Source organism: Sphingobium sp. DEHP117 (assembly GCF_030867385.1).
Lineage (GTDB): Bacteria > Pseudomonadota > Alphaproteobacteria > Sphingomonadales > Sphingomonadaceae > Sphingobium.
Window position 1 is genome coordinate 586,030 of the sequence record NZ_JAPFBJ010000002.1, and the last position, 25,463, is coordinate 611,492.

23 protein-coding genes are annotated in these 25,463 nt (G+C 62.8%); 7 read left to right on the plus strand and 16 right to left on the minus strand.

Annotated features, from left to right (window positions below; genetic code table 11):
• Positions 1-5: 5 nt before the first annotated feature.
• The 8 genes from OOT33_RS09990 to OOT33_RS10025 all read right to left on the minus strand — a co-directional run bounded on the left by OOT33_RS09990 (position 6) and on the right by OOT33_RS10025 (position 9,381).
• Positions 6-689, minus strand: coding sequence for a Fe2+-dependent dioxygenase (locus OOT33_RS09990; RefSeq protein WP_307749880.1), 684 nt, complete (start codon positions 687-689; stop codon positions 6-8).
• A 130-nt stretch (positions 690-819) separates the two neighbouring features.
• The gene (locus OOT33_RS09995; protein WP_307749881.1) at positions 820-3,195 is read right to left on the minus strand and encodes a TonB-dependent receptor domain-containing protein; all 2,376 of its coding nucleotides are present in this window, start codon (positions 3,193-3,195) and stop codon (positions 820-822) included.
• Positions 3,196-3,262: 67 nt separating this feature from the next.
• A complete protein-coding gene (locus OOT33_RS10000; RefSeq protein WP_307749882.1) occupies positions 3,263-3,544 on the minus strand; it encodes a ribbon-helix-helix domain-containing protein in 282 nt (93 codons plus the stop codon).
• A 169-nt stretch (positions 3,545-3,713) separates the two neighbouring features.
• Complete coding sequence (gene phbB, locus OOT33_RS10005; protein ID WP_307749883.1) at positions 3,714-4,436, minus strand: acetoacetyl-CoA reductase; 723 nt, start codon at positions 4,434-4,436, stop codon at positions 3,714-3,716.
• A gap of 29 nt (positions 4,437-4,465) precedes the next feature.
• Positions 4,466-5,494, minus strand: coding sequence for a ferrochelatase (gene hemH / locus OOT33_RS10010; protein ID WP_307749884.1), 1,029 nt, complete (start codon positions 5,492-5,494; stop codon positions 4,466-4,468).
• A 3-nt stretch (positions 5,495-5,497) separates the two neighbouring features.
• Positions 5,498-7,768, minus strand: coding sequence for a molybdopterin cofactor-binding domain-containing protein (locus OOT33_RS10015; protein WP_307749885.1), 2,271 nt, complete (start codon positions 7,766-7,768; stop codon positions 5,498-5,500).
• A gap of 49 nt (positions 7,769-7,817) precedes the next feature.
• Positions 7,818-8,246 (minus strand): CoA-binding protein, encoded by a 429-nt coding sequence (locus OOT33_RS10020; RefSeq protein ID WP_307749886.1) that lies wholly within the window; start codon positions 8,244-8,246, stop codon positions 7,818-7,820.
• A gap of 55 nt (positions 8,247-8,301) precedes the next feature.
• The gene (locus OOT33_RS10025) at positions 8,302-9,381 is read right to left on the minus strand and encodes a branched-chain amino acid aminotransferase (protein ID WP_307749887.1); all 1,080 of its coding nucleotides are present in this window, start codon (positions 9,379-9,381) and stop codon (positions 8,302-8,304) included.
• A gap of 195 nt (positions 9,382-9,576) precedes the next feature.
• Between OOT33_RS10025 and OOT33_RS10030 the strand changes: the two genes are divergently transcribed.
• Entirely contained in the window at positions 9,577-10,323 is a 747-nt protein-coding gene (locus OOT33_RS10030; RefSeq protein ID WP_307749888.1) for a TSUP family transporter, read from the plus strand.
• Between the two features lie 89 nt (positions 10,324-10,412).
• Positions 10,413-11,132 carry an SIMPL domain-containing protein gene (locus OOT33_RS10035; RefSeq protein WP_307749889.1) on the plus strand — a complete coding sequence of 240 codons (720 nt, stop codon included), beginning with the start codon at positions 10,413-10,415 and terminating at the stop codon, positions 11,130-11,132.
• 132 nt (positions 11,133-11,264) lie between these two features.
• Here OOT33_RS10035 and OOT33_RS10045 read toward each other — a convergent pair.
• Positions 11,265-12,025 (minus strand): IS5 family transposase gene (locus OOT33_RS10045; protein ID WP_307748392.1). Its coding sequence is split into 2 segments (ribosomal slippage): positions 11,265-11,689 and positions 11,689-12,025, totalling 762 coding nucleotides; the frame shifts between segments, so codons are not numbered across the junction.
• A gap of 28 nt (positions 12,026-12,053) precedes the next feature.
• Positions 12,054-12,746 carry an alpha/beta fold hydrolase gene (locus tag OOT33_RS10050; protein ID WP_307749890.1) on the minus strand — a complete coding sequence of 231 codons (693 nt, stop codon included), beginning with the start codon at positions 12,744-12,746 and terminating at the stop codon, positions 12,054-12,056.
• 44 nt (positions 12,747-12,790) lie between these two features.
• Here OOT33_RS10050 and thrS point away from each other — a divergent pair, with 44 nt between their 5' ends.
• From thrS to OOT33_RS10065, 3 genes are all read left to right on the plus strand, one after another.
• Entirely contained in the window at positions 12,791-14,791 is a 2,001-nt protein-coding gene (gene thrS, locus OOT33_RS10055) for a threonine--tRNA ligase (RefSeq protein ID WP_307749891.1), read from the plus strand.
• Positions 14,792-14,921: 130 nt separating this feature from the next.
• Positions 14,922-15,458, plus strand: coding sequence for a translation initiation factor IF-3 (gene infC, locus OOT33_RS10060; protein WP_307749892.1), 537 nt, complete (start codon positions 14,922-14,924; stop codon positions 15,456-15,458).
• On the plus strand, positions 15,455-16,084 hold the full coding sequence (locus OOT33_RS10065; RefSeq protein ID WP_307749893.1) for an alpha-ketoglutarate-dependent dioxygenase AlkB: 630 nt from the start codon (positions 15,455-15,457) through the stop codon (positions 16,082-16,084). The genes infC and OOT33_RS10065 overlap by 4 nt, the downstream gene beginning before the upstream one ends.
• On the opposite strand, the gene OOT33_RS10070 is transcribed toward OOT33_RS10065, so the two are convergent.
• From OOT33_RS10070 to pabB, 3 genes are all read right to left on the minus strand, one after another.
• Positions 16,077-17,279 (minus strand): aminotransferase class I/II-fold pyridoxal phosphate-dependent enzyme, encoded by a 1,203-nt coding sequence (locus OOT33_RS10070; protein WP_307749894.1) that lies wholly within the window; start codon positions 17,277-17,279, stop codon positions 16,077-16,079. The two genes, OOT33_RS10065 and OOT33_RS10070, sit on opposite strands and share 8 nt — an antisense overlap.
• Positions 17,280-17,371: 92 nt before the next feature.
• Positions 17,372-18,001 (minus strand): aminotransferase class IV, encoded by a 630-nt coding sequence (locus OOT33_RS10075; protein WP_307749895.1) that lies wholly within the window; start codon positions 17,999-18,001, stop codon positions 17,372-17,374.
• Positions 17,988-19,172, minus strand: a complete 1,185-nt coding sequence (pabB, locus tag OOT33_RS10080) for an aminodeoxychorismate synthase component I (protein ID WP_307749896.1) — start codon at positions 19,170-19,172, stop codon at positions 17,988-17,990. The genes OOT33_RS10075 and pabB overlap by 14 nt, the downstream gene beginning before the upstream one ends.
• A 94-nt stretch (positions 19,173-19,266) precedes the next feature.
• Between pabB and OOT33_RS10085 the strand changes: the two genes are divergently transcribed.
• Positions 19,267-19,644, plus strand: a complete 378-nt coding sequence (locus OOT33_RS10085; RefSeq protein ID WP_307749897.1) for a DUF983 domain-containing protein — start codon at positions 19,267-19,269, stop codon at positions 19,642-19,644.
• Between the two features lie 455 nt (positions 19,645-20,099).
• On the opposite strand, the gene OOT33_RS10090 is transcribed toward OOT33_RS10085, so the two are convergent.
• Positions 20,100-20,318: a hypothetical protein gene (locus tag OOT33_RS10090; RefSeq protein ID WP_307749898.1), complete on the minus strand. Its 219-nt coding sequence runs from the start codon at positions 20,316-20,318 to the stop codon at positions 20,100-20,102.
• Between the two features lie 390 nt (positions 20,319-20,708).
• Between OOT33_RS10090 and clpB the strand changes: the two genes are divergently transcribed.
• Positions 20,709-23,288, plus strand: coding sequence for an ATP-dependent chaperone ClpB (gene clpB, locus OOT33_RS10095; protein WP_307749899.1), 2,580 nt, complete (start codon positions 20,709-20,711; stop codon positions 23,286-23,288).
• A gap of 4 nt (positions 23,289-23,292) precedes the next feature.
• Here the strand turns inward: clpB and gltX are convergent, their stop codons facing one another.
• Positions 23,293-24,621 carry a glutamate--tRNA ligase gene (gene gltX / locus OOT33_RS10100; RefSeq protein ID WP_307749900.1) on the minus strand — a complete coding sequence of 443 codons (1,329 nt, stop codon included), beginning with the start codon at positions 24,619-24,621 and terminating at the stop codon, positions 23,293-23,295.
• A 103-nt stretch (positions 24,622-24,724) separates the two neighbouring features.
• Positions 24,725-25,462, minus strand: a complete 738-nt coding sequence (locus OOT33_RS10105) for a DUF3800 domain-containing protein (protein ID WP_307749901.1) — start codon at positions 25,460-25,462, stop codon at positions 24,725-24,727.
• Between the last annotated feature and the right edge of the window lies 1 nt (position 25,463).

A 25,463-nucleotide genomic window follows, 5' to 3' on the forward strand; every position in this document is an offset into this window, starting at 1 on the left:
CCGGCTCAGCAGATAGCCCAGCTGCGCATCATGTTGTGATAGACATTGGTGAGGCGCAACACTTCGTCGTCGGTGCTGCCGTGCCGCACCGTAAGCGCCTGGATCGATTGGTCCAGCTCAAACAGCATCGCGCGCTGCTCGGCGCTCGCCACCAGCGACTGCATCCAGAAGAAACAGCTCACGCGTTCCCCCCGCGTCACTGGCGTCACCCTGTGCAGGCTGGAACTGGGATAGAGCACCATGTGCCCGGCGGGCAGCTTGTATGAAACGGAGCCGAACGGCCCGTCGATCGTCAGTTCGCCGCCGTCATAATCCTCCGGGTCGGTAAGGAACAATGTGGCCGAAAGGTCTGTGCGGATGCGCGTGCCGCTTGAGCCATGCACGCGCACCGCGTTGTCCACATGGGTGCCGAAGCGCTCGCCATCGCCATAGCGGTTGAACAGCGGCGGAAAGATCGTGTGCGGCAGCGCGGCCGAGAGGAACAGCGCATTGTCGGCGAGCGCGCGCGCCACCACCGCCTGCGCTGCCTGCGCGGCGGGGCTGTCTTCCGGCAGCTGGCGGTTATATTTCTTGAGCGCCGAGCCGGGGCCGCTGGTCTCATTGCCATCCACCCACTCGGCGTCGAGAATCTGCGCGCGCAAGGCGAGCGCGTCCCGGCGGCTCAGCATGTCGGGTATCTGGATCAGCATCGCTCGCCCCCTTTATGCTAACCCGGCCTGCCTGCCAACTCCGGCTCTCAATTTGGGGGCGAGGGCAGGAGCGACAGGCAGGCCGGGAGCGGCGCCAAAAGGTCGGCGGCACCGCGTCTCCATAATTCGATCAGAATGTCATCTTCGCCGTCAGCGTGGCGGAGCGGCCCGGCGCGATGTACGAGAAGGGTGAGCCAGACCGGTAGATCGCGTCATAATAGCGCTTGTCCGTGAGGTTCAGCACATTGAGGCGCAGCTCCAGCCGGTCGGTCGGGTGAAATTCCGCCACCGCATCAAAGCGCACATAGCCGGGGATATAGGGCGTCTTGAGCAGGGTGGTCGTGCCCTCGCCGGTGATCTTGCTCTGGGCGAAGACCTGCCCACCGATCTTGATGCGATCGTTGACCAGCAGGTTGGCGAGCAACTGCGCCGTGTGCCTGGGGATGTTTGCAAATCGGCGGCCGAGATTGGCGGCATTCTGCGGGCTGGTCCTGGTGATCTTGGCGTCGAGGAAAGTATAGCCGCCGAACAGCTCGATCCTGTCCGCCAGCGTACCGGTGATCGAGGCCTCGGCGCCGCGTGAGCGCAGGCGGCCGACCGTCTGGAACACATTGCCGCCGATATTCTCGCGCGCATTGTCCTTCGTGATCTGGAACACCGCCGCACTCGCCAGCAGCTTGCCGCCGAACATTTCGTATTTCGCGCCGGCCTCCCAGGCTTCGTTGCGCTCCGGCTCCAGATTGATGGTCGCGCTGGCCGCGCCGCCATAGGTGGTGCCGCTGCCGTCAACCTGCTCGCCCGAGGGGTTGGAGGACGTCGCCCACGAGGCATAGAGGCTCATCGCCTCCACCGGCTTGTAGAGCAGACTCACCTGCCAGTTCAGGAAGTCGCTCCGGTTGGAAAGCTGGCGCTCCGCAGGGTTGGTCGCGGTTGGGTTGCGGAAATCCATGTCATAGGTGTCATAGCGGCCGCCCAGCGTCAGGCTCCATTGCGGCGAGAACTTGATCGTGTCGATCAGATAGGCGCCAAAGGACCGCACCTTGGTGGTGGCGGGCGCAAGGCTGCGGTTCGGGCCGACGGGGATTTTGAAACCGAGCACGGGGTTGGGGTTGAGGAGGTTGCGCACGAATGCGGTCGGCACGGGCAGCGGATTGCCCGCACTGTCCTCCGCGAAGGCCGCGATGTTGAGCTGCCGCGCGATCACCTTTTCATAGGCATAGTCGCCGCCGAGCACGAGCGTGTGGCCTATGCCGCCGGTGTCGAACTCCGCCGTCGCGCTGGTGCTGTTGGCCCAATATTCGTTGCCGGCCCAGCGGCGCTGGCTGCCCGCATTGAGGGTGTATTCGCTCTCTGCAACAGGGATGAGGCCTTGGTTCGGCGGCGTTGGAACACTTGTCCCGTTTTGGGGGCAGGTGCCGGTCAGCGGATTGTTGCCGACCATGCCGCTACGCTGAACCCGACACACCGCTCCAGGCGCAGCCACCAGATAATGATTATAGGTCTTTCCATAGCGTGTGATGGAATTGAAGCTGAGGTAGGATGTCGGCTCGAACTCGATCCGCACACTCGCCACATCGGCGCCGTTCTTGAGAAAATCCCGCCCGATCACGCCATAGAAATTGTCGCGGTCGACCTTGTAGGGCCTGGACGTGGTGACATCGAACGGGTGGCCGAAGTCCGGTATCCCCTCAAGCCGCATGTAATAATAATCCGCGCCCACGCTAAGCGTATCGGTGAGGTGCGCCGTGAGCGCGACCGTGCCGCCCCAGCGTTCGGTCTCGACATGGTCGCGGCCGGGCGTGTCGGCGGTGTGGTAAAGGCCGTTCACGCGCACGGCGACGCTGTCAGACAGGCGATAGTTCGCGTCGATCGTGCCGCGCCAGTAGTTCTCGGTGCCCACGCCGCCTTCGGCGACCAGATAGTCATCAAGGAAATCAGGGCGCTTGGATTGCAGACTCACCAGGCCACCGGTGGTACCGCGCCCGCCGAAGCTGCCGGAGGGGCCTTTGACGATCTCGATCTGCTCCACCGCAAAGATCTCGCGGCTGGTGACGCCGGGGTCGCGCAGCCCGTCGATATAGACGTCGTTGCGCGCCTCGAAGCCCCGGATGAAGATGCGGTCGCCAAAGGCGTTGCCGCCCTCGCCGGTGCCGAGCGTCACGCCCGGAGTGGAGCGCACGACCTCGCGAAAGCTGGTCGCGCCCATATCCTCGATCACTTCCTTGGGGATGGCGGTGATGGTCCGGGGCGTGTCGCGCAGCGGTTCGGTGAATTTGCCATTGGCCGACTTCTCCACCTTGTAGGGCGCCTGCGGGTTGGCGTTGGGGTTGGAGGCAGGCTCGCGGTGGCCGGTCACAACAATGGTGCTGCGTTGCTCGGCATCTGCTGCCTCGTCTGCGTGGGCAGCGGGCGCCAGGGCGATAAAGGGCATCGCAGCGATCGCCAGTGCGGCAAGGCTATGGTTGGATGCAATCCTTGGGGAAAGGGGAACGCGAACAGATGACATCAATAACAACCTCCTGTTGGGGAGGCTGTTATTGATAATCATTTGCAAAGTCAATCGCTGTTGCGAACTATTTGCAATACTTCTCCCAGAGCCAGATGCGGATCGCACTGGCAAGATTGGAGGGATGGGGCGGTGCGTGCGTGGATGAGCGGGAAAGAGCGGCGATCCGCGCCTCGTCGATTGTGGCGACAAGCGCGTTCAGCGGCACGCGTTCCTGCTCCGCCGCGCGGCCTAGAGCTTCCCAGAAGACGGGCTCCAGGCTGATCGAGGTGCGATGCCCGCGAATCGTAACGCTGTGCTTGATCGGCCCGGCAAAGGCCGCTGACGGTGCATTTCCCCTCAGAGTCATTGCTTTCGGTGCCCCATTTTCGGTGCGAGGGGTTGGGACGATCTAGTTCAGACGGAACCGAGGAGCGTGGCTTTCGAGAACCGGAGCGCAGCGTACTCAAGGCACGTGAGCACCGGAAGCACAGAAAGCCGCACTTCGCAGGCCCCTATGGGCTAAATCGGAGCGACCCCTAATACATGTGCTGTCCGCCGTTGATCGACATCGTCGACCCGGTGACAAAGCCGCCATCCTCGCTGACGAGAAACGCAACGCCCCGTGCAATCTCTTCGGCATGGCCGAGCCGCCCGACCGGGATCTTCGCGACGATCTTTTCGAGAACCGAGGCGGGAACGGCGGCCACCATGTCCGTGTCGATATATCCGGGCGCGATGGCGTTCACCGTCACGCCATATTTCGCGCCTTCCTGCGCCAGCGCCTTCGTAAAGCCGTGGATGCCGGATTTCGCGGCGGCATAATTCACCTGGCCATACTGCCCGGCCTGCCCGTTGATCGAGCCGATGTTGACGATCCGACCCCAGCCGCGCTCGCGCATGCCGGCAAATGTTGCCTTGGCCATGTTGAAGCAGCCGCCGAGGTTGATGCGTATCACCTCGTTCCAGTCATCGAAGCTCATCTTCTGCAACACCCCGTCGCGGGTGATGCCGGCATTGTTGACGACGACGTCGATCGGGCCGACTTCGGCCGCAACCTGCGCACAGCCATCGAGGCAGGCCTGATGATCGCCCACATCCCACTTGTAGGACTTGATGCCGGTGCGGTCGGTGAATTCCTTCGCCTTCTGCTCATTGCCCGCATAGTTGGCGACGACCGTCATCCCCATGTCTTTCAATGCAATACTGATTGCCTCGCCGATGCCACGAGTGCCGCCGGTAACGATCGCTATTCTGGCCATTCATCCATTCCTTTTTGAACAATGCGGGGTCAAATCCAGCCTGCGAGTTCTTGTGTTATGAGGGTTTCATATAGCGCGATCGCTTCCCTGTCAGCATTGATGCAGGGCAAATAATGCAATTCTTCGCCTCCATGCGCGCGGAACGTTTCCGCCCCCCGCAGCGCTATCTCTTCCAGGGTTTCAAGGCAGTCTGCGGAAAAGCCCGGCGCCATCACGGCAAGCCGCTTTATGCCCCGCCGCGCCAGCTCCGCCAGCTTGGCCTCGGTCGATGGTTCCAGCCATTTGGCGCGGCCGAAGCGCGACTGAAAGCTCAGTTCGATCGTGCCGGAAAAATCTGGCTGCAGCGCCTCCGAGAGCAGCCGGGCTGTCTTAACGCAGTGGCAATGATAGGGATCGCCCAAATGCAACGTCCGCTCCGGCATGCCGTGAAAAGTCAACAGCAGGGCGTCAGGTCGGGTATCCAGTTCCGAAAGACGTCGCCGCGCGCTTGAGGCCAGCGCGTCGATATAGGCCGGGTGGTCATGATAGGGTGGCAGCGTACGGATCGCAGGTTGCCAGCGCATCACGGACAGCGCCTTTCCGAGCGCATCGACCGCCGTCGCCGTGGTCGCGCCGCTATATTGCGGATAGAGCGGCGCGAGCAGGATGCGCTCGCATCCCGCGGCCTTCATAGCTGTTAACCGCTCGCCGATCGAGCGCGTGCCATAGCGCATCGCCCAGTCGACCAGCACATCTCTCTCCGCCAGCATTGTTGCCATCTTTTCTGCTGTAGCCCTTGTATGAACAGCAAGCGGGGAGCCTTGTTCCGTCCAGACTTGCGCATAGGCATGGGCGGATTTTTTTGGGCGTAGGTTGAGAATGATGCCGCGCAAAATAGGTTGCCACAGTACAGGCGGAATCTCCACCACTCGCCGGTCAGACAGGAACTCGCGCAGATAGCGTTTCACCGCCCCCGGTTCCGGTGCGTCGGGCGTGCCGAGGTTGACGATCAGCACGCCGACCTTCGGCTGAGGGAGCGAAGGGTGCGTCGCGGGGCGGGAGGGGATCGAACCAGTCATGACCTATTCCGGATTGAGCAACGGCAGGGCGCGGTGGCGCCGACCAGTGATTGTGAACAGCGCCCCCGCCAGCGCCGGGGCCACGGCGGGTACGCCGATTTGCCCCGCGCCCGCCGGTGCGCTCTCGCTCGGTATCAGCTCCACCGTCACCTCGCCAATGTCTCCGAGGCGGGGCAGGCCGAAGCGGCCCATGTTGGCGCGGACCGGCATTCCCTCCTTATAGCGCGCCGCTCCGCCCATCGCCGCCGCAAGGCCGAATATCAGCCCGCCCTCCACCTGTTGGCGGGCGATGTCCGGGTGCGGCTGGTCGCCGAGGTCCGCCACCGCGACGATCCGGCTGATATGCAGCTTGCCGCTCGTCATCGCCGCCTCTACCAAAACGGCGATAAAGCCGCCGTCCATCGCATGGATGGCCACGCCCTGTCCGCTACCCATCACGCCGCCCTGCCAGCCGCCCAGCGCCGTCGCGGTGGTGAGGCAGCGGGCGAGCCGCGTCTGGCCGGAGAGGTGCTGGAGGCGAAACGACATAGGCTCCACTCCGGCGCGGTGCGCCAATTCATCCATGAAGCATTCGGTGAAAAAGCAGCTATAGCTGTCCGCATTGCTGCGCCATCGGCCTACGGGCAGGCCAACGTCCGCCGGGTAATGATCGACCGTGACGTGCGGGATGGCATAGGGCGGGGGCAAGCCGGAGACCGCGGCGCCGTCGGCCTTGCGTGGATGATCCCGCGCGGCCTCCATCGGGGCTTTGCCATGGGCCACACGGCTCCACAGTTCGCGATTGGCGGCAGGCGCGGCGACCTTGATCTGCATCGCCTCGATCCGCCCACCCGCAATCATCTTGGCCCACAGGCGTGCATGCGCAGGCGCGCGCGGGCGGTCGCTCGCCACATCCTCGAGCCGCGAATAACTGAGCTGCACCGGCGTGCCTGCCTCGCGCGCGATCAGCGCCGCCTGCACCGCTGCATCATGCTCGAACCGCCGCCCGAATGATCCGCCCGCGCCGACCGGATAGAGCACCACGTCCGTCTCGGCCATGCTAAGCGCTTCCGCGACGGCGGCACGGCAAAAAGCAGGCGCCTGGCTCGCCACCCAGACCTCGGCCTTGCCATCTGCCACACGGGCGGTCGCGGTCGGCGGCTCCATCGCCAGATGCAGTGCGGGCGCCACGGAAAAGTCGGCCCGGATAAGCTGCGCGCCGGTAAAGCGCGCCGCCACGTCGCCCTGCGCGAAGATGCGACCGCCATGGTCACTCTCGAAGGCGGCATCAAGTGCCCTGTCGATCGCCGCACTCGCCAGCGCTGGGCTTTCGACATCGAACACAGGATCGAGCAGATCGAGCGCCTTGTTCGCCGCCCACCAGTTGGTGGCGAGCGCGGCGACCCATGCGTCCTGCTTTACGATGCGCTTGAAGCCCTGAACCTTGCGGGCGGCGGATTCCTTGGTTGACTTGAGGGCTACGGTGCCAACCGGCCCCTGCCGGATAGAAGCAAAGAGCATGCCGGGCAGGCGGATGTCGCACGCGAAATTGTAGGAGCCGTCAACCTTGGGCGGCGTATCGAGCCTCGGCACATCACGCCCGCTGAGGCGTTCGTCCGCCCCGTCGTCCGCGCGCAGCGGCAGCTCCTCGGGCAGGGTATACTCCGCTGCCTCGGCCGCCAGCTCGCCGATCTTGAGGCGGCGCTGGCCGTCGGTGACGATGCCCTTGGCAATGCTGCACCTTTCCCACTCCACGCCCCAGCGCGCCGCCGCCGCCTTGCACAGCAGCACCCGCGCCGCCGCACCGGCTTCGCGATAGCTTTGCGCGAACATACGGAGCGAAGTCGCGCCGCCGGTCAGCATCATCGCGTTGCGGATGGCATATTCCCGGATCGCCCAGTCGCCCGCACCGCCCGCGATGCGCGTCCAGTCTCCTTCGATAAATTCTTGTGATAACAATGTGTTGGCATAAAGTGGGCTGATCGGTGCGCCTTGCACCGCGATCATCCGCCAGTCCGCCCCCAGCTCGTCCGCCAGTATCTGCGGCAACACGGTCGACACGCCCTGTCCCATCTCCAGTTGCGGCACAATTACAATGATCTGACCCGCATTATCTACCTTGAGAAAGCCATTGATTAGCGTCTCGGTGTCCGCCACCGCGAGATTGGGGCGGTAGGTGCGTGGCCACACACCCCATGCAATCGCCAACCCCGCCGCCGCCCCGCCGCCGATCAGCAGGCTGCGTCGGCTGAGTCCGTTTCCTCTCGCTCTGGGATGATCACTCGCGCGCCGCATCGTCCGCCCCTGATAAGCGGCGCGGCGGCAAAGGCAAAGCTGGAATTGGTCAGCCCACCGGCGCGAGGCCGAGCCGGGGGATCTCTATCGCCGGGCAATGGTTCATCACCACCTTAAGACCGGCAGCCTCCGCGCGCGCGGCTGCGCCCTCGTTGATGACGCCGAGCTGCATCCAGACCGCGCGCGCACCCGCCGCAATGGCCTCGTCCACCGTCTCGCCCGCCGCCTCGCTGTTGCGGAAGATGTCGACCATGTCGATCGGCTCGGCAATATCCGCCAGCCTAGCGACGACCTTTTGCCCGTGGATTTCCTGTCCCGCGAGGCCGGGGTTGACCGGGATGACCTGATAGCCATGATCGAGCAGCACGCGCATCACGCGCCAGCTGGGCCGGTCCGCTTTGGGCGAGGCACCGACCAGCCCGATAGTGCGAACATCCTTGAGCAGTGCGGCAATCTCAGCATCGGTGGTCAGCGGCATGGGCGATCTCCTTCATGAGGGAGATGGGCGAGCGCTTGCCGATTGCAACCCCGCCTTACAGGGCGACAGTGTGGACCCATCCCTCCGGCCCCGGCGCCTGCCCCCGCTGGATCGCGGTGAGGCGAGTGCGCAGTGCCTCTGTACGCAGGCCGGTTCCGCCATTGCCGATCACGAAATCGCCCTGGCTCGATTTGACCTGACCCACAGCGGCCAGCACCGCCGCCGTGCCGCAGGCGAACACCTCCGACAGCTTGCCGCTCGCCGCGTCGGCGCGCCATTCGTCTATCGAATAGGGCCGCTCCTCCACCACCACGCCATCCGTGCGCAGCAGATGCAGGATTGACGCGCGGGTAATGCCGGGCAGGATCGTGCCGCCCAGCGGCGGCGTCACCACGCTGCCGTCCGCAAACAGGAAGAACAGGTTCATGCCGCCCAGCTCCTCAACCCATTTATGTTCGGACGAGTCGAGAAACACGACCTGATCGCAGCCATGCTGGATGGCCTCTGCCTGCGCGACGAGGCTGGCCGCATAATTACCGCCGCATTTGGCAGCGCCCGTGCCACCCGGCCCCGCGCGGTTATAATGGTCCGATACCCAGATGCTGACCGGCTTGGCTCCGCCCTTGAAATAGGCGCCAACGGTGCAGGCGATCACACAGAAAATGAATTCGGAGGCGGGCTTCACGCCCAGAAACGCCTCGCTCGCGAACATGAATGGCCGCAGATAGAGGCTACCCTCGCCGCCGGGCACCCATTTTTCGTCAACCCGAATCAACTCTTCGCAGGCCTGAACGAACACGTCGTCCGGCAGTTCGGGCATCGCCATGCGCCGGGCGGACTCGTTGAACCGGCGAGCATTCTGCTCCGGCCGAAACATGGTCACGCCGCCATCGGTCGCGCGATAGGCCTTTAGACCCTCAAAGATTTCCTGCGCATAATGCAGCACCGCCGATGCGGGATCGAGCTGGAAAGCTTCGCGAGGGCGCACCCGCGCCTCCTGCCAACCGCCATCCACTGTCCAGCGGATCGTCACCATATGATCGGTGAACACGCGCCCAAAGCCAGGGTCCGCCATTAGGTCCGTGCGTGCTTCATCGCTTAGGGCGGCGGGGTTGCGGGTGGTCTCGAACCGCATGACATCCTCTTGTTAACAGCAGAATCGACCTTGGCGCTATGCCGCATCAGAGGCAAAGGATCAAGCAAAAAAGGGAAATAATATTGACCTTTTTATGGAATATTAGTTCGCAGCCTATTTGACTATTGAAATATTAGTTCATGGGTTATCGAGGCCTGGGTTGACAATGGCCTCAAGCTTGCTCCAACAGACCGGATGGATTTGCTCACGGTCCACGATCTGCTGCTTGCTCTTTTGGTCGGGCTCGGTGCTGCCTTATATTCCAGCGTCGGCCATGCTGGTGCGTCGGCATATATTGCGTTGATGGCATTGTTTGGCGTGCCTGCCACGACCATGCGGCCCACGGCGCTGACTCTGAATATCATCGTAGCCACGCTTGCTTCGGGCCGATATCTGCGGGCGGGCCTATTCCGCTGGCGTGTGCTGTGGCCATTCCTTATCACAGCCGTGCCGATGGCGTTCTTAGGCGGCGGCATCGTCCTTCCTTCGGAAATTTATAGACCACTGGTTGGCGCGGTTTTGTGGATCTCGGCGTTGCGCCTGTTCTGGCCTACGCGCCTGCGGGCAGAGACGGAACCACGGGATCCGCCTATAGTGATGGCGATGCTTGCCGGTGCGTTTATCGGCCTGCTTTCGGGCCTCACCGGCACGGGCGGCGGTATTTTTCTCTCGCCGATCCTGCTGTTCATGCGGTGGTCGCCAGTCAAGCGCGCATCGGGGGTCGCGGCAATATTCATTCTCGCCAATTCGATCGCCGGGCTGGCCGGTAATATGAGCGCGGTGCAAAATCTGCCGCCGCAGCTGCCACTTTTCGCGGCGGCCGCGCTGGTCGGCGGAGTGGTGGGCACCACGCTCGGCATCCGCCTCAATGCCGCTGTACTCACCAAATGTCTGGGCGTGGTGCTGGTGATCGCCGGTGCAAAGATGATCGGGGTTTACTAGCCTTCGTTGGCAAAGGGCTTGCAATCTGGCCACGGTTCATGCGCAATACAGCAAGGATTGAGCAAATTTCGTCTGAAGGTGAAGGGCTGATGCGCTTATCAGAGAATCGCAACACAGTCTTGCTCGTGGCCGCGGCGTTGCTCGCCACCGGCATGATCGCTGGAGGCTATCTGCTTGGCGATGGCCTTACCCGGGCGCAGGCGGCGAGCCGGGCCGTGACGGTCAAAGGCCTGGCGGAGCGGGATGTGACTGCGGATCTCGCCACTTGGACGATCGCCTATTCCGCCACCGGCTTTGACCTGCCTAGCGTGCGCGCAGAGGTAGACGCCAGCAGCAATGCGCTCAGCGAATATTTCCGCTCGCTCGGTTTCCGCGCTGACGAACTCAAGCCCGTTGGTGCGGGGGTGAACCAGTTCATCAACAACGGCGTCAATACTATCACTATCACGCAAAGGATGCAGCTGCGCACAACGGATATCGCGCGGGCGCAGCGCGCAGTCGCCGGTCAGTTTGATCTGGTGCGCAGGGGTGTGACCATGCAGGAAGGCTCCAACATGGTTTACAGCTTCACGAAGCTGAATGCTCTGAAGCCGCAGATGGTAGCGGAAGCGACGAAGGATGCGCGCAAGGCGGCCGAGCAGTTCGCGAAGGATAGCGGCACCGGCGTCGGCGGTATCAAGAGCGCGAGCCAAGGCTATTTTTCGATCGAACCGCGCGATGGCGATCAGGCGCAAGGTGGCTATGGCGCGAGTGACTCTCCCTACAAGAAGGTGCGCGTGGTTACGACCGTGGAATTCTATCTCGACTGACCTGCCGTAGCTAGCAACCCGTCAATCAGGCCGAGCAGAAGCGCGATGTCGGCCTCGCGCGACAGGCGGTGATCGCCATCCTTGACCAGCAGCAGCTGCACGTCCTGAGAACTTAGGGTCAGGACTCATTGATCAGAGCCAGAAGATGACGGTAGCAGCGAGGGCGATGGCCGAGAGAAAGACGGTTGGGCATCTGTCATAGCGTGTTGCGATACGCCGCCAGTCCTTGAGGCGACCGAACATGATCTCGATGCGGTTGCGGCGTTTGTATCTGCGCTTGTCGTACTTGACGGCTTTGTTCCGGGATTTACGGCCCGGAATGCAGGGTTTGATGCCCTTTTCCCGCAAGGCATCACGGAACCAGTCCGCATCATAACCCCGATCAGCCAGCAGCCACTGTGCCTTGGGGAGGGTGTCGAGCAGGGCGGCGGCCCCTGTATAATCGCTGACCTGACCTGCGGTTATGAAGAGGCTGATTGGGCGACCGTTTGCATCGGTGACGGCATGCAGCTTGGTATTCATGCCACCCTTCGTGCGCCCGATCAGGCGTCCAGCTTCCCCCTTTTTACCGCCAGGCTGGACGCCGTGCGGTGGGCTTTGAGATAAGTTGCATCGATCATGACCGTCTTGCGTTCGGGAGCCTGCGGTGCGGCTAGGCCTTCCATCATCCGGACGAAGACACCCTTGTCTCCCCAGCGCTTCCAGCGGTTATAAAGCGTCTTCGCCGGGCCATATTCCCTTGGCGCATCGCACCACCGTAATCCATTGCGATTGACGAAGATTATCCCGCTTAACACCCGTCGATCATCAACCCGCTGGCGACCATGGCTTTTCGGAAAATAGGGCTGAAGCCGAGCCATCTGCTCGTCCGTCAGCCAAAACAAATCACGCATCTCTCAGGCTCCTTACTGCGCGCCTGAATCACATTGCAGCCCGATAATCAATGGGTCCTGACCCTAAGTGCTCGGCCGCCCGGGTGGCAATCCGCCATGGCACCACGTCATCCGCCTGCCCGTGCAGAAAGCGCACGGGGCACTCGAGCGGAATTTCCTTCTCAAGCAGTAGGTTCGCCTCGCCAGACTGCCAGAAGGCCAGCGTCGTCACCATACCGCCCTCGTCATAGTCGGACGGCTCGATGATTCGGCCATAGGTCTGCAAGGCTGCCTTCTGCTTGTCCGTGAAGCCCCAGGCGGTAAAATCGGGTGCTGCGGCGATGCCGATTAGCGCCGCCACCCGCTCCGGCATTTTCAGCGCCACCAACAGCGCCAGCCAGCCACCCATCGAGGAGCCGATGGGAACGATTTTCCCCTGCGGCCAGACATGATGGATGAGCGTCACCGCATCATCGCGCCAGCTGTCGAGCGTACCGTGCTCAAACCGCCCTTCGCTTGATCCGCATCCCGAATAATCGAGCAACAGGCACGCCTGCCCCTGCGCGCGCGCATGAGCGAACACCGCCTGCGCCTTGCCGCCTTCCATGTCAGAGCCGTAGCCGGGCAAAAACACGAGCAGCGGCCCCGCGCCCTCTGCAAACCGATAGGCTAGCCGCACGCCATCGGCTCGGGCGAGGAATGAGGGGGGTGGGAGAGGCGCGATTATCGGGGCGTCAGACATGGCCGCAGCTTGACAGCGGCTTCCGCACTTTCCAAGGGATAATCATGACCGCGCTTATCACGATTACCCTGCCCGATGGCTCCTCCCGCCAGGTCGAGCCGGGCACCACACCGGCGGATATTGCCGCAAGCATCGGCCCCGGCCTCGCCAAGGCGGCGTTGGCGGCGCGCGTGGATGGCACGCTGGTGGATATTACTTTGCCGCTAGAGCGTGATGCTAGCCTCGCGCTTGTCACTGCACGAGACGAGGCGGATGCGCTGGAGCTGGCGCGGCACGACTATGCGCATGTCCTGGCGGAGGCTGTGCAGGCGCTGTGGCCCGATACGCAGATCACCTTCGGCCCCTCGACCGAGGACGGCTTTTATTATGACTTTGCGCCATCGGCGGCGCGCGGGCCGTTCACCGAGGATGATCTTCCCGTCATCGAAGACAAAATGCGAAGCATCATCGCGGCAGACAAGCCGCTGCGCCGCGAAGTCGTGGCGCGCGACGATCTTGTCGCCAAATGGCGCGCCGCGGGCGAGACGTTCAAGGCCGAGTGGGCGGCTGAGCTGCCGGACGGTGAGGAGCTGACGATCTATTGGTCCGGCGACAACTGGTCCGACATGTGCCGCGGCCCGCACCTTGCCTCCACCGGCAAGCTTGACGCGCAAGCGTTCAAGCTGATGCGTGTATCGGGCGCCTATTGGCGCGGCGACCAGAAGAATGCGCAACTCTCGCGTATCTACGGCACCGGCTGGCTCAACAAGAAGCAGCTCGACGCGCATCTCACCCGGCTGGAGGAAGCCGCCAAGCGTGATCACCGCAAGCTGGGCGCGGAGATGAACCTGTTTCACCTTCAGGCCGAGGCGCACGGCAGCGTGTTCTGGCACCCCAAGGGCTATATCATCTATCGCGAGCTTGAGGCCTATATGCGCCGGGCGATTGACGGGGCGGGCTACAGGGAGGTCAAGACCCCGCAGGTGATGGATGCGCGCCAGTGGGAGCAGTCCGGCCACTGGGGCAAATATCGCGAAAACATGTTCGTGATCCCGGACGAGGCCCCGAATACCGAGGATGAAGGACCGATCATCTCTGGTGACGCGGACTGGATGGCCTTGAAACCGATGAATTGCCCGGCGCACGTGCTGATCTTCCGGCAAGGCATCAAGAGCTATCGCGATCTCCCCTTGCGCCTCTACGAGAATGGCTGCTGCCACCGCAACGAGCCGCATGGCGCGCTGCACGGACTGATGCGCGTGCGCCAATTCACGCAGGATGATGCGCATATCTTCTGCCGCGAGGACCAGATCGTCGAGGAAGTCCGCGCCTTCTGTGCACTGGCAGACCGGATCTATCAGGATTTCGGCTTCACCTATTCGATCAAGCTCGCGCTGCGCCCCGAAAAAAGGTTCGGTACCGAGGAGATGTGGGACAAGGCCGAGGCGGAGCTACGCGCCGCCGTTGCAGCCGCTGGTTTGAACTCGGCGGAGCACGGCTGGGAGGAACTGCCTGGCGAGGGTGCCTTCTATGCGCCCAAGCTGGAATGGCACCTTACCGATGCGATTGGGCGCACCTGGCAGGTAGGCACCATCCAGTCGGACCGCGTGCTGCCCGACCGTCTCGACGCCGCCTATGTCGCGGAGGATGGCGACAAGCATCGCCCGGTAATGCTCCATCGCGCCATTTTCGGCAGCTACGAGCGGTTCATTGGCATATTGATCGAGCATTATGCGGGCAAGCTGCCGCTGTGGCTCGCGCCGGTGCAGGCCGTGGTCGCGACGATCGTGTCCGACGCGGACGACTATGCGCAAGTTGTGGTTGAACGCCTGAAGGCGGCGGGTATCCGCACAGAAATCGATCCACGCAACGAAAAGATCAACTACAAGGTGCGCGAGCATAGCCTGGCCAAGGTGCCCAACCTGCTTGTGGTGGGCAAGCGCGAGGCCGAGGAAGGCAAGGTCGCGCTGCGCATTCTTGGCGCGGACCAGCCGCAGCAGATCATGACTCTGGACGAGGCAGTCGCTGCCCTTGCGCAACAGGCGCTGCCGCCCGATATGCGCTGAGGCGATGATGCGCCAAGGCCACAGGGCCGGCTTTCCGCTGGGCACTGGCGGATGCCCCCTTTCCGTGGGCACGGAAAACCGCTAAAAGCCCGCCACGCAAACCACAGGAGACACTGCTATACCACCCCCAATGATGCGCCGCCCGCTGGCGCCGCCCCCGCCCAAATCCGGCCCCAGATATAATGAGTTCATCACCGTGCCCAAAGTGCGCGTGATCGACGAGAACGGCGAAAATCTGGGCGTTCTCTACACCCGTGAGGCGATTGAACAGGCTGCGGAAGTAGGCCTTGATCTTGTCGAGGTCTCCCCCAACGCGGACCCGCCGGTGTGCAAGTTTCTCGATATCGGCAAATATAAATACGAGGCGCAGAAGAAGGCGAATCTCGCCCGCAAGACCCAGAAGACGCAGGAGATCAAGGAGATCAAGATGCGTCCCAACATCGACGATCACGATTATGACGTAAAAATGCGGTCGATCGCGAAGTTTCTGGGCGAGGGTGACAAGGTCAAGGTCACGCTGCGGTTCCGGGGGCGCGAAATGTCGCACCAGCAGCTGGGCATGCAGCTGCTTCAGCGCGTTGCCGAGGAGACAGCCGAAGTCGCCAAGGTCGAGGCTTATCCGCGCATGGAAGGCCGCCAGATGCTGATGGTGATTTCGCCCAAGTGAGCCCTGCAACGGGCGGTTCCGCATTGCCGGAGGCCGCCCGCCAGCTTCCCTCTGATGACTTCCTGCTGTTCCGGCGTGCAGACTGCGGCGCGCTGCCGGGTGATGTCGTTGCGCGCCTGACGGCCGAGATTTCCTGGCGGCAGGAACGCATCATGCTGTTCGGCAAGACGCATATGCAGCCGCGCCTCATCTGCTGGATGGGCGATCCGGAGTGCACCTATCGCTATTCCGGCACGCAGCATGTTCCCCAGCCCTGGTATCCGCTGGTAAGCGGTCTGCGCGCGAGTGTTGAGGCGCTGGCTGGCGCGAAGTTCAACAGCGTGCTGCTCAATCTCTATCGCGACGGGCAGGACAGCATGGGATTCCACGCCGACGATGAGCCGGAGCTGGGCGCGCATCCAGTAATAGCGTCGTTGAGCTTCGGCGCGGCGCGCGCGATGCACTTTCGCCACCGACGGGACCGCGCGCTGCCCACCCAGAAGCTCGTCCTCGAAGATGGCGACCTGCTCGTCATGCGGGGCAACAGCCAGCAGGACTGGAAGCACGCCATCCCGAAAACGCGCACGGCCTCGGGACCGCGAATCAACCTGACGTTCCGGCTGATTCGTTCTCCGTCGCCTATTTGAGCGCGGAGCAGGCTTCCTGAATACGAGTGCACGCTTTTTTGAGCACCTCTTCCGAAGTCGCATAGCTGATGCGGAAAGCGGGCGAGAGGCCGAAGGCGCCGCCATGCACTGCCGCGACCCGCGCCTCGTCGAGGAAATAGCCGATCAGTTCCTCGTCGGTGGTGATCTTCTGACCCTTGGGCGTCGTCTTGCCCATGAGGCCGCTGGCATCGGGATAGACGTAGAACGCGCCCTCGGGCACCGGGCAATCAAGGCCGGGCGCATCGTTGAGCATCGCCACCACCATGTCGCGGCGCTTTTTGAAAGCGGCGTTGCGTTCCTCGAGGAAATCCTGATCGCCCGTCAGCGCCGCGACCGCCGCCGCCTGACTGATCGAGCAGGGATTGGAGGTGGACTGCGACTGGAGCTTGCTCATCGCCTTGATGATCCATTCCGGCCCACCGGCGAAGCCGATGCGCCAGCCGGTCATCGCGAAGGCCTTCGAACAGCCGTTGACGGTCAGCGTGCGCTCATAGAGATCGGGACACACTTGCGCGATGGTCGCGAACGGCGTGGGCGCGTACCAGACATGCTCGTACATGTCGTCGGTCATCACCAGCACATGCGGGTGGCGCAACAGCACCTCGCCCAGCGCCTTGAGCTCCTCGGCGCTATAGGCCGCGCCGGAGGGGTTGGAGGGCGAGTTCAGCAGCACCCATTTGGTGCGCGGGGTGATCGCCGCCTCAAGCTGCGCCGGGGTGATCTTGTAGCCCTGAGATGCGGGGCCTTCGATGAACACTGGCGTGCCGCCCGCAAAGTTGACGATGTCGGGATAGCTCACCCAATAGGGCGCAGGGATGATGACTTCGTCGCCGGCATCGACGCTCGCCACCAGCGCGTTGAACAGGGTGTGCTTGCCGCCGGAGTTCACGCTGATCTGGTTGCGGGCGTAGACGAGGCCGTTGTCGCGCTTGAACTTGTGGGCGACCGCGTCCTTGGCCTCGGCGGTGCCATCGACATCGGTGTACTTCGTCTGGCCAGCGCGGATCGCGGCGATCGCGGCGTCCTTCACAAAGTCGGGCGTGTCGAAATCCGGCTCGCCTGCCGACAGGCCGATCACGTCCACGCCTTCGCGCTTCAGCTGGCTGACCCGCGCGCTCATCGCGAGCGTGGCGGAGGGCTGGATGCGGCCGAGGGCGGCTGAGGTCCGGGTCATAATCGAGGGCTTTCTCCACGTGGAAAGGCTGTTGCGATGCGCGCCCTTTAGCGCCGGTTTCGTCAGGGAGCAACCATGCTGCACCTGCGAAATTAGCGGCGCAGCAGTTGCGCCGCCACCATGCCGCGCGCGGCGTTGCCGATGAAGAAGCCGCGCTCCAGGTCATAGGGGCGCAGATCCCCCTCCACCGCCTCGCCCATTTCCAACAGGCTGGCGCGCAGCACGCCGGGCAGGAGGCCGCGGGCGAGCGGCGGTGTCACCAGCCGGTCGCCGCGCTCTACGAAGATGTTGGTGAAGCTGCCCTCGGTCAAAAAGCCGTTGTCGTCGACCATCACCACCTCATAGGTGCCGCCTTGGGCCAGCGCCTCGCGATAGAGGTCACGCTCCGTAGTCTTGTGCCGCAGACGCCAGTCGTCCGCCGCGACGATCCGCTTCACCAGCGCCACCTGCATGATGGGTTGCGGCCAGGTGATGTGGTGGCGCACCTCTGTCGCGAGCGCGCCGCCGCGCGAAGCGAGCAGGCGCACCCGGCTGCGTTCGCGCAGGCGGAAGGTCGCCGCCTGAAGCTCGTTGCGCGCACTATGCCGGTCAAACGCGAAACCCAGCTCATCCGCGCTGTGCTTGATGCGTGCGAGGTGATATTCCAGCAGCGGCATGCCCTCGGCGGGATCGAAGGCAATGGTCTCGACAAGATCGAACGGCGCGATGTCACCCCCGCTCATGCATGCCCCCGGCAAGAAACCGCGACTTGTCCAGACATTCTCGCCACTCGCTTTGTGCCTCTGAGTCGGCCACCAGGCCCGACCCAAGCCCGATCACCCCCTGCGCCTCCCCCATTTTGACGCAAATGGTGCGAATGGCAACATTGAAGCGGGCATCCCCGCTGGCGCCTATCGCGCCGATCGTGCCGGTGTAGGGGCCGCGCGCCTGGCGCTCTACCGCGTGCAGGATTTCCATGGCGCGGATCTTGGGCGCGCCGGTGATGGAGCCGCAGGGAAACAGCGCGGTGAGCGCATCCACCGCGTCCAGCCCGTCGCGCAGCCGCGCGGTCACCGCAGAGGTCATCTGGTGGACGGTAGGATAGCTTTCGACCGTGAACAGCTCCGGCACCTGCACGCTGCCCGGCCGCGCGATGCGGGAGAGATCGTTGCGCAGCAGGTCCACGATCATCAGGTTTTCGGCGCGTTGCTTGGGGTCCGCCTTCAGCGCGGCGGCATTGGCGGCATCGTGTGCGGGGTCGGCATCGCGCAGCGCGGTGCCCTTCATCGGGCGGGTTGTGAGGCGATCTCCCTCCAGCGCGAAAAACTGTTCCGGCGAAAAGCTGAGCAACCAGTGCTCGCCGGTGAACACCAGCGCACCATGCCCCGCCGCCGCGCGGGGGCGGATAGCGCCATAAAGCGCTACAGGGTCTGTCCCGGTCTCAACGGTGCACGAAAAGGTCAGATTGGCCTGATAAATGTCTCCCGCTATGATCTTGTCGCTTATGACTTCAAACGCCGCGACATAGTCCTCTCGGGACAGCAGGGGCGTGGTGGCGGGTATGTTTGGCGCGCTGGGAGGGAAGAGGGTGGGCACATCCTCAGGCGCGATTTCCTGCACCTCTTCGCACAGGCCAAACCACAATAGCGGAGGGTCGTCTGGCCGTCGCCGCGCGTCCAGGCCTGCAAGGCGCGGTTCGAGCGCGTAGCCCGCTTCATAGCCTATAAAACCGGCCGCATGCAGCCCGGCTTTGCTGGCGGCGCGCAACCGCTCCAGCGCAGGGCGGACCTCATCCAGCTCCCTCGCGTGCACCACCTCAACAGGATTGGAATGGAGGCGCGCCAGCCGCGCCGCGCCGCCGGGGCGGGCATCGTCGAGCAGGACAAAGGGGCCGGTGGGCAGGGTCGCGCGCATGGCCCCGCCCTATCGCAGGCAGACCGCTCTCATTCCACACTTATTTCCGTGCCGCACCTTGCCTCGTCGTGCAGGCCAGCCTATCTCCCGCGCCATGGCCGACAGCACCCCCGTTCGCCCCTCGTGGCCCGCGATCAAGCGCGGGCTGGCCGGGCGCTGCCCCGCGTGTGGAGAGGGGCGGCTGTTCGCCCGTTTCCTCAAACCGGCCGCATCCTGCCCGCATTGTGGCGAGGCGCTGGACGGGCACCAGGCCGATGATTTTCCCGCCTATATCGTCATCATCGTGCTGGGCCATCTGCTCGTGCCGACGATGATCGAGGTGAATTACTGGTTCGATATCCCGCTCGGCTGGCAGGCTGCGATCTGGCCGACGCTTACCGCAGTACTGGCCATTGCGATGATCCAGCCCGTGAAGGGTGGGGTCATCGGCTATCAATGGGCGCGGCGGATGCACGGGTTTGCAGTCCGGTAACAAAGAATATTCTAGACCATTTTCAAGATGATCGTAGACGGTCTTAGACTCAGAAAATGAAATAAAAAATAGAGCGTTCTTTGTTCTTGTAAAAATGCTCTAGACTTGGGGATGGATAGAATATTCAGTCGTGGGAGAATTCATCCCAAATACGAAAAACGCTATCCAATACGATCCCGCTCAACAACCAAGCGATCCGTTGATCACCAAAGCCGTTGTGAATCAAATATGACAATTTCGGACCGTGGAATATCAGTTCCGACGCTACTAGAACGGCAAAAGTATAGCAAGAGACCGACAAAATGAATACGCTTGCACAGCGCTGACGCGAAATCTTGCCATTTCTGCCAAGATGAAATCCTCCGCGGATTAATATCGTCAAGACGCAAACTGCAGCAACAATAGCTGTGACGGACGAGGCAGCCCATCCCCAAATGCCAACCAGCATTGCTGAGTTAGCTCATTTTTACGGCAGCAACGACACCTGAGACTAGGGTTCCGCCCAACGCGGCAACAGCAACATTCTCATACTGAGAGAAAAAGTCCATGGCCGTGGAGACAACAAACGAGCCTGCGATGAACCAAAGGCCAAAAGTCATCACTGCGTGCATCCGGCGGCGATGGTCACCGCTCATCACGTCACGATATGTGTCCAAAGCAAACTTCATCGCCATACCCCCAACTTGCCTCGCAAAGGTGAAGGAATTCTGAACGTCCCACTCCCCATCGCTGCGGCGAGTGGTATATGCGCCTGTTTCCAACTTTACAACCCGCAGACACGGGGCATTGTTCCGCCGATACGAACCTAGGGGCTGTGGGGATTCAATTCATATAGGCCTGCAAAGCGCAATTTTCTGCGCTTCGGTGCTCACGTAGCTTTAAGTACGCTGCGTTGAAACGAGTCACGTGCCTCGTTTCAAGATGCTCGAAAATCCCCCTTCTCGGCTCCATCTGAACTGAATCCCCACAGCCCCTAGGGTGCTCCTCACAATAATTTTGACCTCGGTCCTTGTGTGGCAAAATTGCCACATTACCTCTGATTGCAAGAGATTGGAGGAACGCACATGAACCTCGAAAAATTTACGGACCGGGCCAAGGGCTTTTTGCAGAGCGCACAGACAGTCGCGATCCGCATGAGCCATCAGCGTATTGCGCCGGAGCATCTGCTGAAAGCGCTGCTGGAAGACAGCGAGGGCATGGCCGCCGGGCTGATCAAGGCGGCTGGCGGTGACGCGAGCGTGGCTGTGCGCGAGACGGACGCGGCGCTGGCCAGGGTTCCGGCTGTGTCGGGTTCGGGCGCGCAGGCCTCGCCCGGCCTCGATAATGACGCGGTGCGCGTGCTCGACAGTGCCGAGCAGATCGCGCAGAAGGCGGGGGACAGCTTCGTCACCGTGGAGCGGCTGCTGCTCGCGCTTGTGCTGGCCTCCACCACTGCGGCGGGCAAGGCGCTCTCTGCCGCAGGCGTGAAGGCGGAAGCCTTGAACGGTGCTATCAACCAGCTGCGCGGCGGGCGCACGGCGGATACCGCCACCGCCGAAGACCGCTATGACGCGCTCAAGAAATTCGCGCGGGACCTCACCGAGGCCGCCCGCGCAGGCAAGCTCGACCCCGTGATCGGCCGCGACGAGGAGATTCGCCGTACGATCCAGATTCTCGCCCGCCGCACCAAGAATAACCCGGTGCTGATCGGCGAACCTGGCGTAGGCAAGACCGCGATCGCCGAAGGCCTCGCGCTGCGCATCGCCAATGGCGATGTGCCCGATACGCTGAAGGACCGCGCGCTGATGGCGCTCGATATGGGCAGCCTGATCGCGGGGGCCAAATATCGTGGCGAGTTCGAGGAGCGGCTGAAAGGCGTGCTCGAGGAGGTGAAGGGCGCGGAAGGCCACATCATCCTCTTCATCGACGAGATGCACACGCTGATCGGCGCAGGCAAATCGGAAGGGGCGATGGACGCGGGCAATCTGCTCAAGCCCGCCCTCGCGCGTGGCGAGCTGCATTGCATCGGCGCGACCACGCTCGATGAATATCAGAAATATGTCGAGAAGGACGCCGCGTTGCAGCGCCGCTTCCAGCCGGTGTTCGTGGGCGAACCGACTGTGGAGGACACGATCTCGATCCTGCGCGGGTTGAAGGAGAAATATGAGCTGCACCATGGCGTGCGCATCACCGACGGCGCACTGGTGTCTGCCGCGACGCTTTCCAACCGCTATATCTCCGACCGTTTCCTGCCCGACAAGGCGATCGACCTGATGGACGAGGCCGCGAGCCGCCTGCGCATGGAGGTGGAAAGCAAGCCCGAGGAAATCGAAAATCTCGACCGCCGCATCATCCAGATGAAGATCGAGCGTGAGGCGCTGAAGAAAGAGAGCGATCAGGCGTCGAAGGATCGCCTCGCCGCGCTGGAGGAAGACCTCGCCAATCTGGAGCAGCAATCGGCGGAACTCACAGCGCGCTGGCAGGGTGAGAAGGACAAGATCGCCGGAGAACAGCGCCTCAAGGAGGAGCTGGACGCCGCGCGGCTGGAGGTGGAGCAGGCGCAGCGCGGGGGCGATTATGCACGTGCGGGAGAGCTGCAATATGGCCGCATCCCCGATCTGGAGCGCCAGCTGGCCGAGGCACAGGCTGCGTCTGCGGGCGCGATGCTGCGCGAGGAGGTGACGGCGGAAGACATTGCGGGCGTCGTCAGCCGCTGGACCGGCATTCCCGTCGACAAGATGATGGAGGGCGAGCGGGAAAAGCTGCTCGCCATGGAAGCAGAGATCGGCAAGCGCGTGATCGGGCAGGCGGATGCGGTGAAGGCCGTCTCCACCGCCGTGCGCCGCAGCCGCGCAGGTCTACAGGACCCCAACCGGCCGCTGGGCAGCTTCCTGTTCCTCGGCCCCACGGGTGTGGGCAAGACCGAGCTGACCAAGGCGCTCGCCGGCTTTTTGTTCGACGACGACAGCGCGATGGTGCGCATCGACATGAGCGAGTTCATGGAGAAGCACAGTGTCGCTAGGCTGATCGGCGCGCCTCCGGGCTATGTCGGCTATGAGGAGGGCGGCGTGCTCACCGAGGCGGTGCGGCGGCGGCCCTATCAGGTCGTGCTGTTCGATGAGGTGGAAAAGGCGCACGGCGATGTGTTCAACGTGCTGCTCCAGGTGCTCGACGACGGGCGCCTTACCGACGGGCAGGGACGCACGGTTGATTTTACCAACACGATCATCGTGCTCACCTCCAACCTCGGCAGCCAGTTTATCGCCAATCTGGGCGAGGGCGAGGATGTCGAGAAGGTCGAGCCGCAGGTTATGGACGTGGTGCGCGCGCATTTCCGGCCTGAGTTCCTGAACCGGCTCGATGAGATCATCCTGTTCCACCGGCTGGGCGCGGAGCATATGGCGCCGATCGTCGACATCCAGGTGAGCCGGGTGGCGAAGCTGCTGAAAGACCGCAAGGTGACGCTGGACCTCAGCGAAGGCGCACGCGGCTGGCTGGGCCGGGTCGGCTATGATCCGGTCTATGGCGCGCGGCCCTTGAAGCGGGCGGTACAGAAATATCTGCAGGACCCGCTCGCCGAGCTCATCCTCTCCGGCCAGGTGCCGGATGGATCGACCGTGCATGTCGGCGAGGGCGACGGGCAGCTGTTGCTGAGCGTGGGGTAGATATTCAGGCCGACAGGCGTTTCAATGCCTCATCCCGCCCGATGAGCGGCAACAGCGCCGCCATATCCGGTCCGTGGTCGAGACCGGTGAGCGCGCGGCGCAGGGGCAGGAACAACGCCTTGCCCTTGCGCCCGGTCTCGGCCTTCAGTTGCTCGGTGAGGGCTGGCCACACGCCTGCGTCGAACGGCAGGCTGGCGAGCGCATCGGCGGCGGCGGCGAGATAGGGGACGTCGTCAGCCTCGGGCGCGGGGGCATTAATCGGCCCGGTGACGATCCGCCACCAGTCGCTAATGTCCGCTACAATTTCGAGATTGGGGCGCAGCGCAAGCCAACCCGCCTCGCTCACGCCTGTGGGCAGGCGGCCCTTCACCGCGTCATAATCCAACAGATGCACGATCTTCTGGTTGAGCAGTTTCAGCTCGCCCTCATCGAAACGGGCGGGCGCGCGGCCGAAATGGGCAAAGTCGAACGCGGCGACGAGCGGCGCCGGGTCCGCCACCGGGATTACCGGGTCCGAGGTGCCGATGCGCGCCAGCAGCGCGATCAGCGCCATGGGCTCCAGCCCCTGCTCGCGAAATGTGCCCACGCCCAGCGAGCCGAGCCGCTTCGAGAGCTTGCCTTCGCTCCCCACCAGCAGCGCCTCGTGCGCGAAGGCGGGGGGCGTTGCACCCAGCGCGGCGAACATCTGGATCTGCGCGGCGGTGTTGGTGACATGATCCTCGCCGCGCACGACATGGGTGATGCCCATATCAACATCGTCGATCACCGACGGGAGCATATAGAGCCAGCTGCCGTCCGCGCGGCGGATGACAGGATCGGACAGCAGCTTCGGGTCGAAATGCTGCGGCCCGCGCACCATATCGTCCCACGCGATCGGCGCGTCATGATCGAGCCGGAAACGCCAGTGGGGCGTGCGCCCTTCCGCCTCATAGGCCGCAATCTGGTCGGGCGTGAGGGAAAGCGCCGCGCGGTCATAAACCGGGGGCAGGCCGCGCCCCAGTTGCACCTTGCGCTTGAGGTCCAGCTCCTGCGCGGTTTCGTAGCAGGGATAGACCCTTCCTGCCGCGTGCAGCTCTGTAAAGCGCGCTTCATAAAGGGCGAAACGGTCTGACTGCTTCACCTCGTCGTCAGGCGTAAGGCCGAGCCAGGCGAGATCGGCGCGGATGCCATCGGCATATTCGGGCCGGGACCGCTCAACGTCCGTATCGTCGAGCCGCAGCAGGAAGCGGCCATTGTGACGGCGCGCCCACATCCAGTTGTGGATCGCCGTGCGCAGATTGCCGACATGGAGATGCCCGGTGGGCGAGGGCGCGAAACGGGTGATGACGGTCATGGCAACTCTTGACAATTCGATGGGAAAAGCATATATTTCTGGCATTGGACAGGGGGTTGTTCCCAGTCGGCAAATGGTCTCGCTTCGCGGGGCCATTTGTTTTTCAGGGGAAGCATTTTAGTCCGAACCCGCGAAATTCACCTGTCGTGTTACAGCAAAATTTCTTCTCGATAATTGAATAAGCACGATTGGTTTGTCGGGGCCTCAACTGATGAAGGCCGATGGGACGGGCCACTAAATCCGCTAACTGAAGCCCCCCAGAATTGATTTTTTTGTGGGCAAATACAATTTCGAGGTCCTGGAAAGTCTGCGCGGCGTAGTTCTTTCCATCCTTGATTCGGCGGAACTCAAGTTCAAGAGCGTTATCTTCCTCATGACCGCGCCGTTCGAATATGATGTGCGAGGTGCCCTTAGCATCATTAGTAACAAGATATTTCTGAAGGCGCTCCATACAGAACTTGAGTGAAAGATGATACGGGTCTTCCGGGCGTGCGTAGCGTTTTTTCAATGCCAGCTTGTCGATCACCGCTGCAATAACGGTGAAGGGCGCATTGATAACCAGATCATCCAGATCCGCCATGAACGCTTCACGCTTAGCGACTGATTTCAGAAAGGCGAATGGCGGGGTCTGTTGTCTTATCTCGCGTTCATGCAGAATGACCGCATCATGCCCGAAATATTTGAACTTGAAGCGCTGGATGGATGGCGAGACGAAATCGACATAGTGTGCTTTGTTGAAGATGCAGAACGCCAAGACAAACATGGGGAAATTGGGGTCGGGATTGCTCAGGTTGGCATCGCCGCTTTCATCCACATAAACGATGAAATTGCTGTTGAGCACC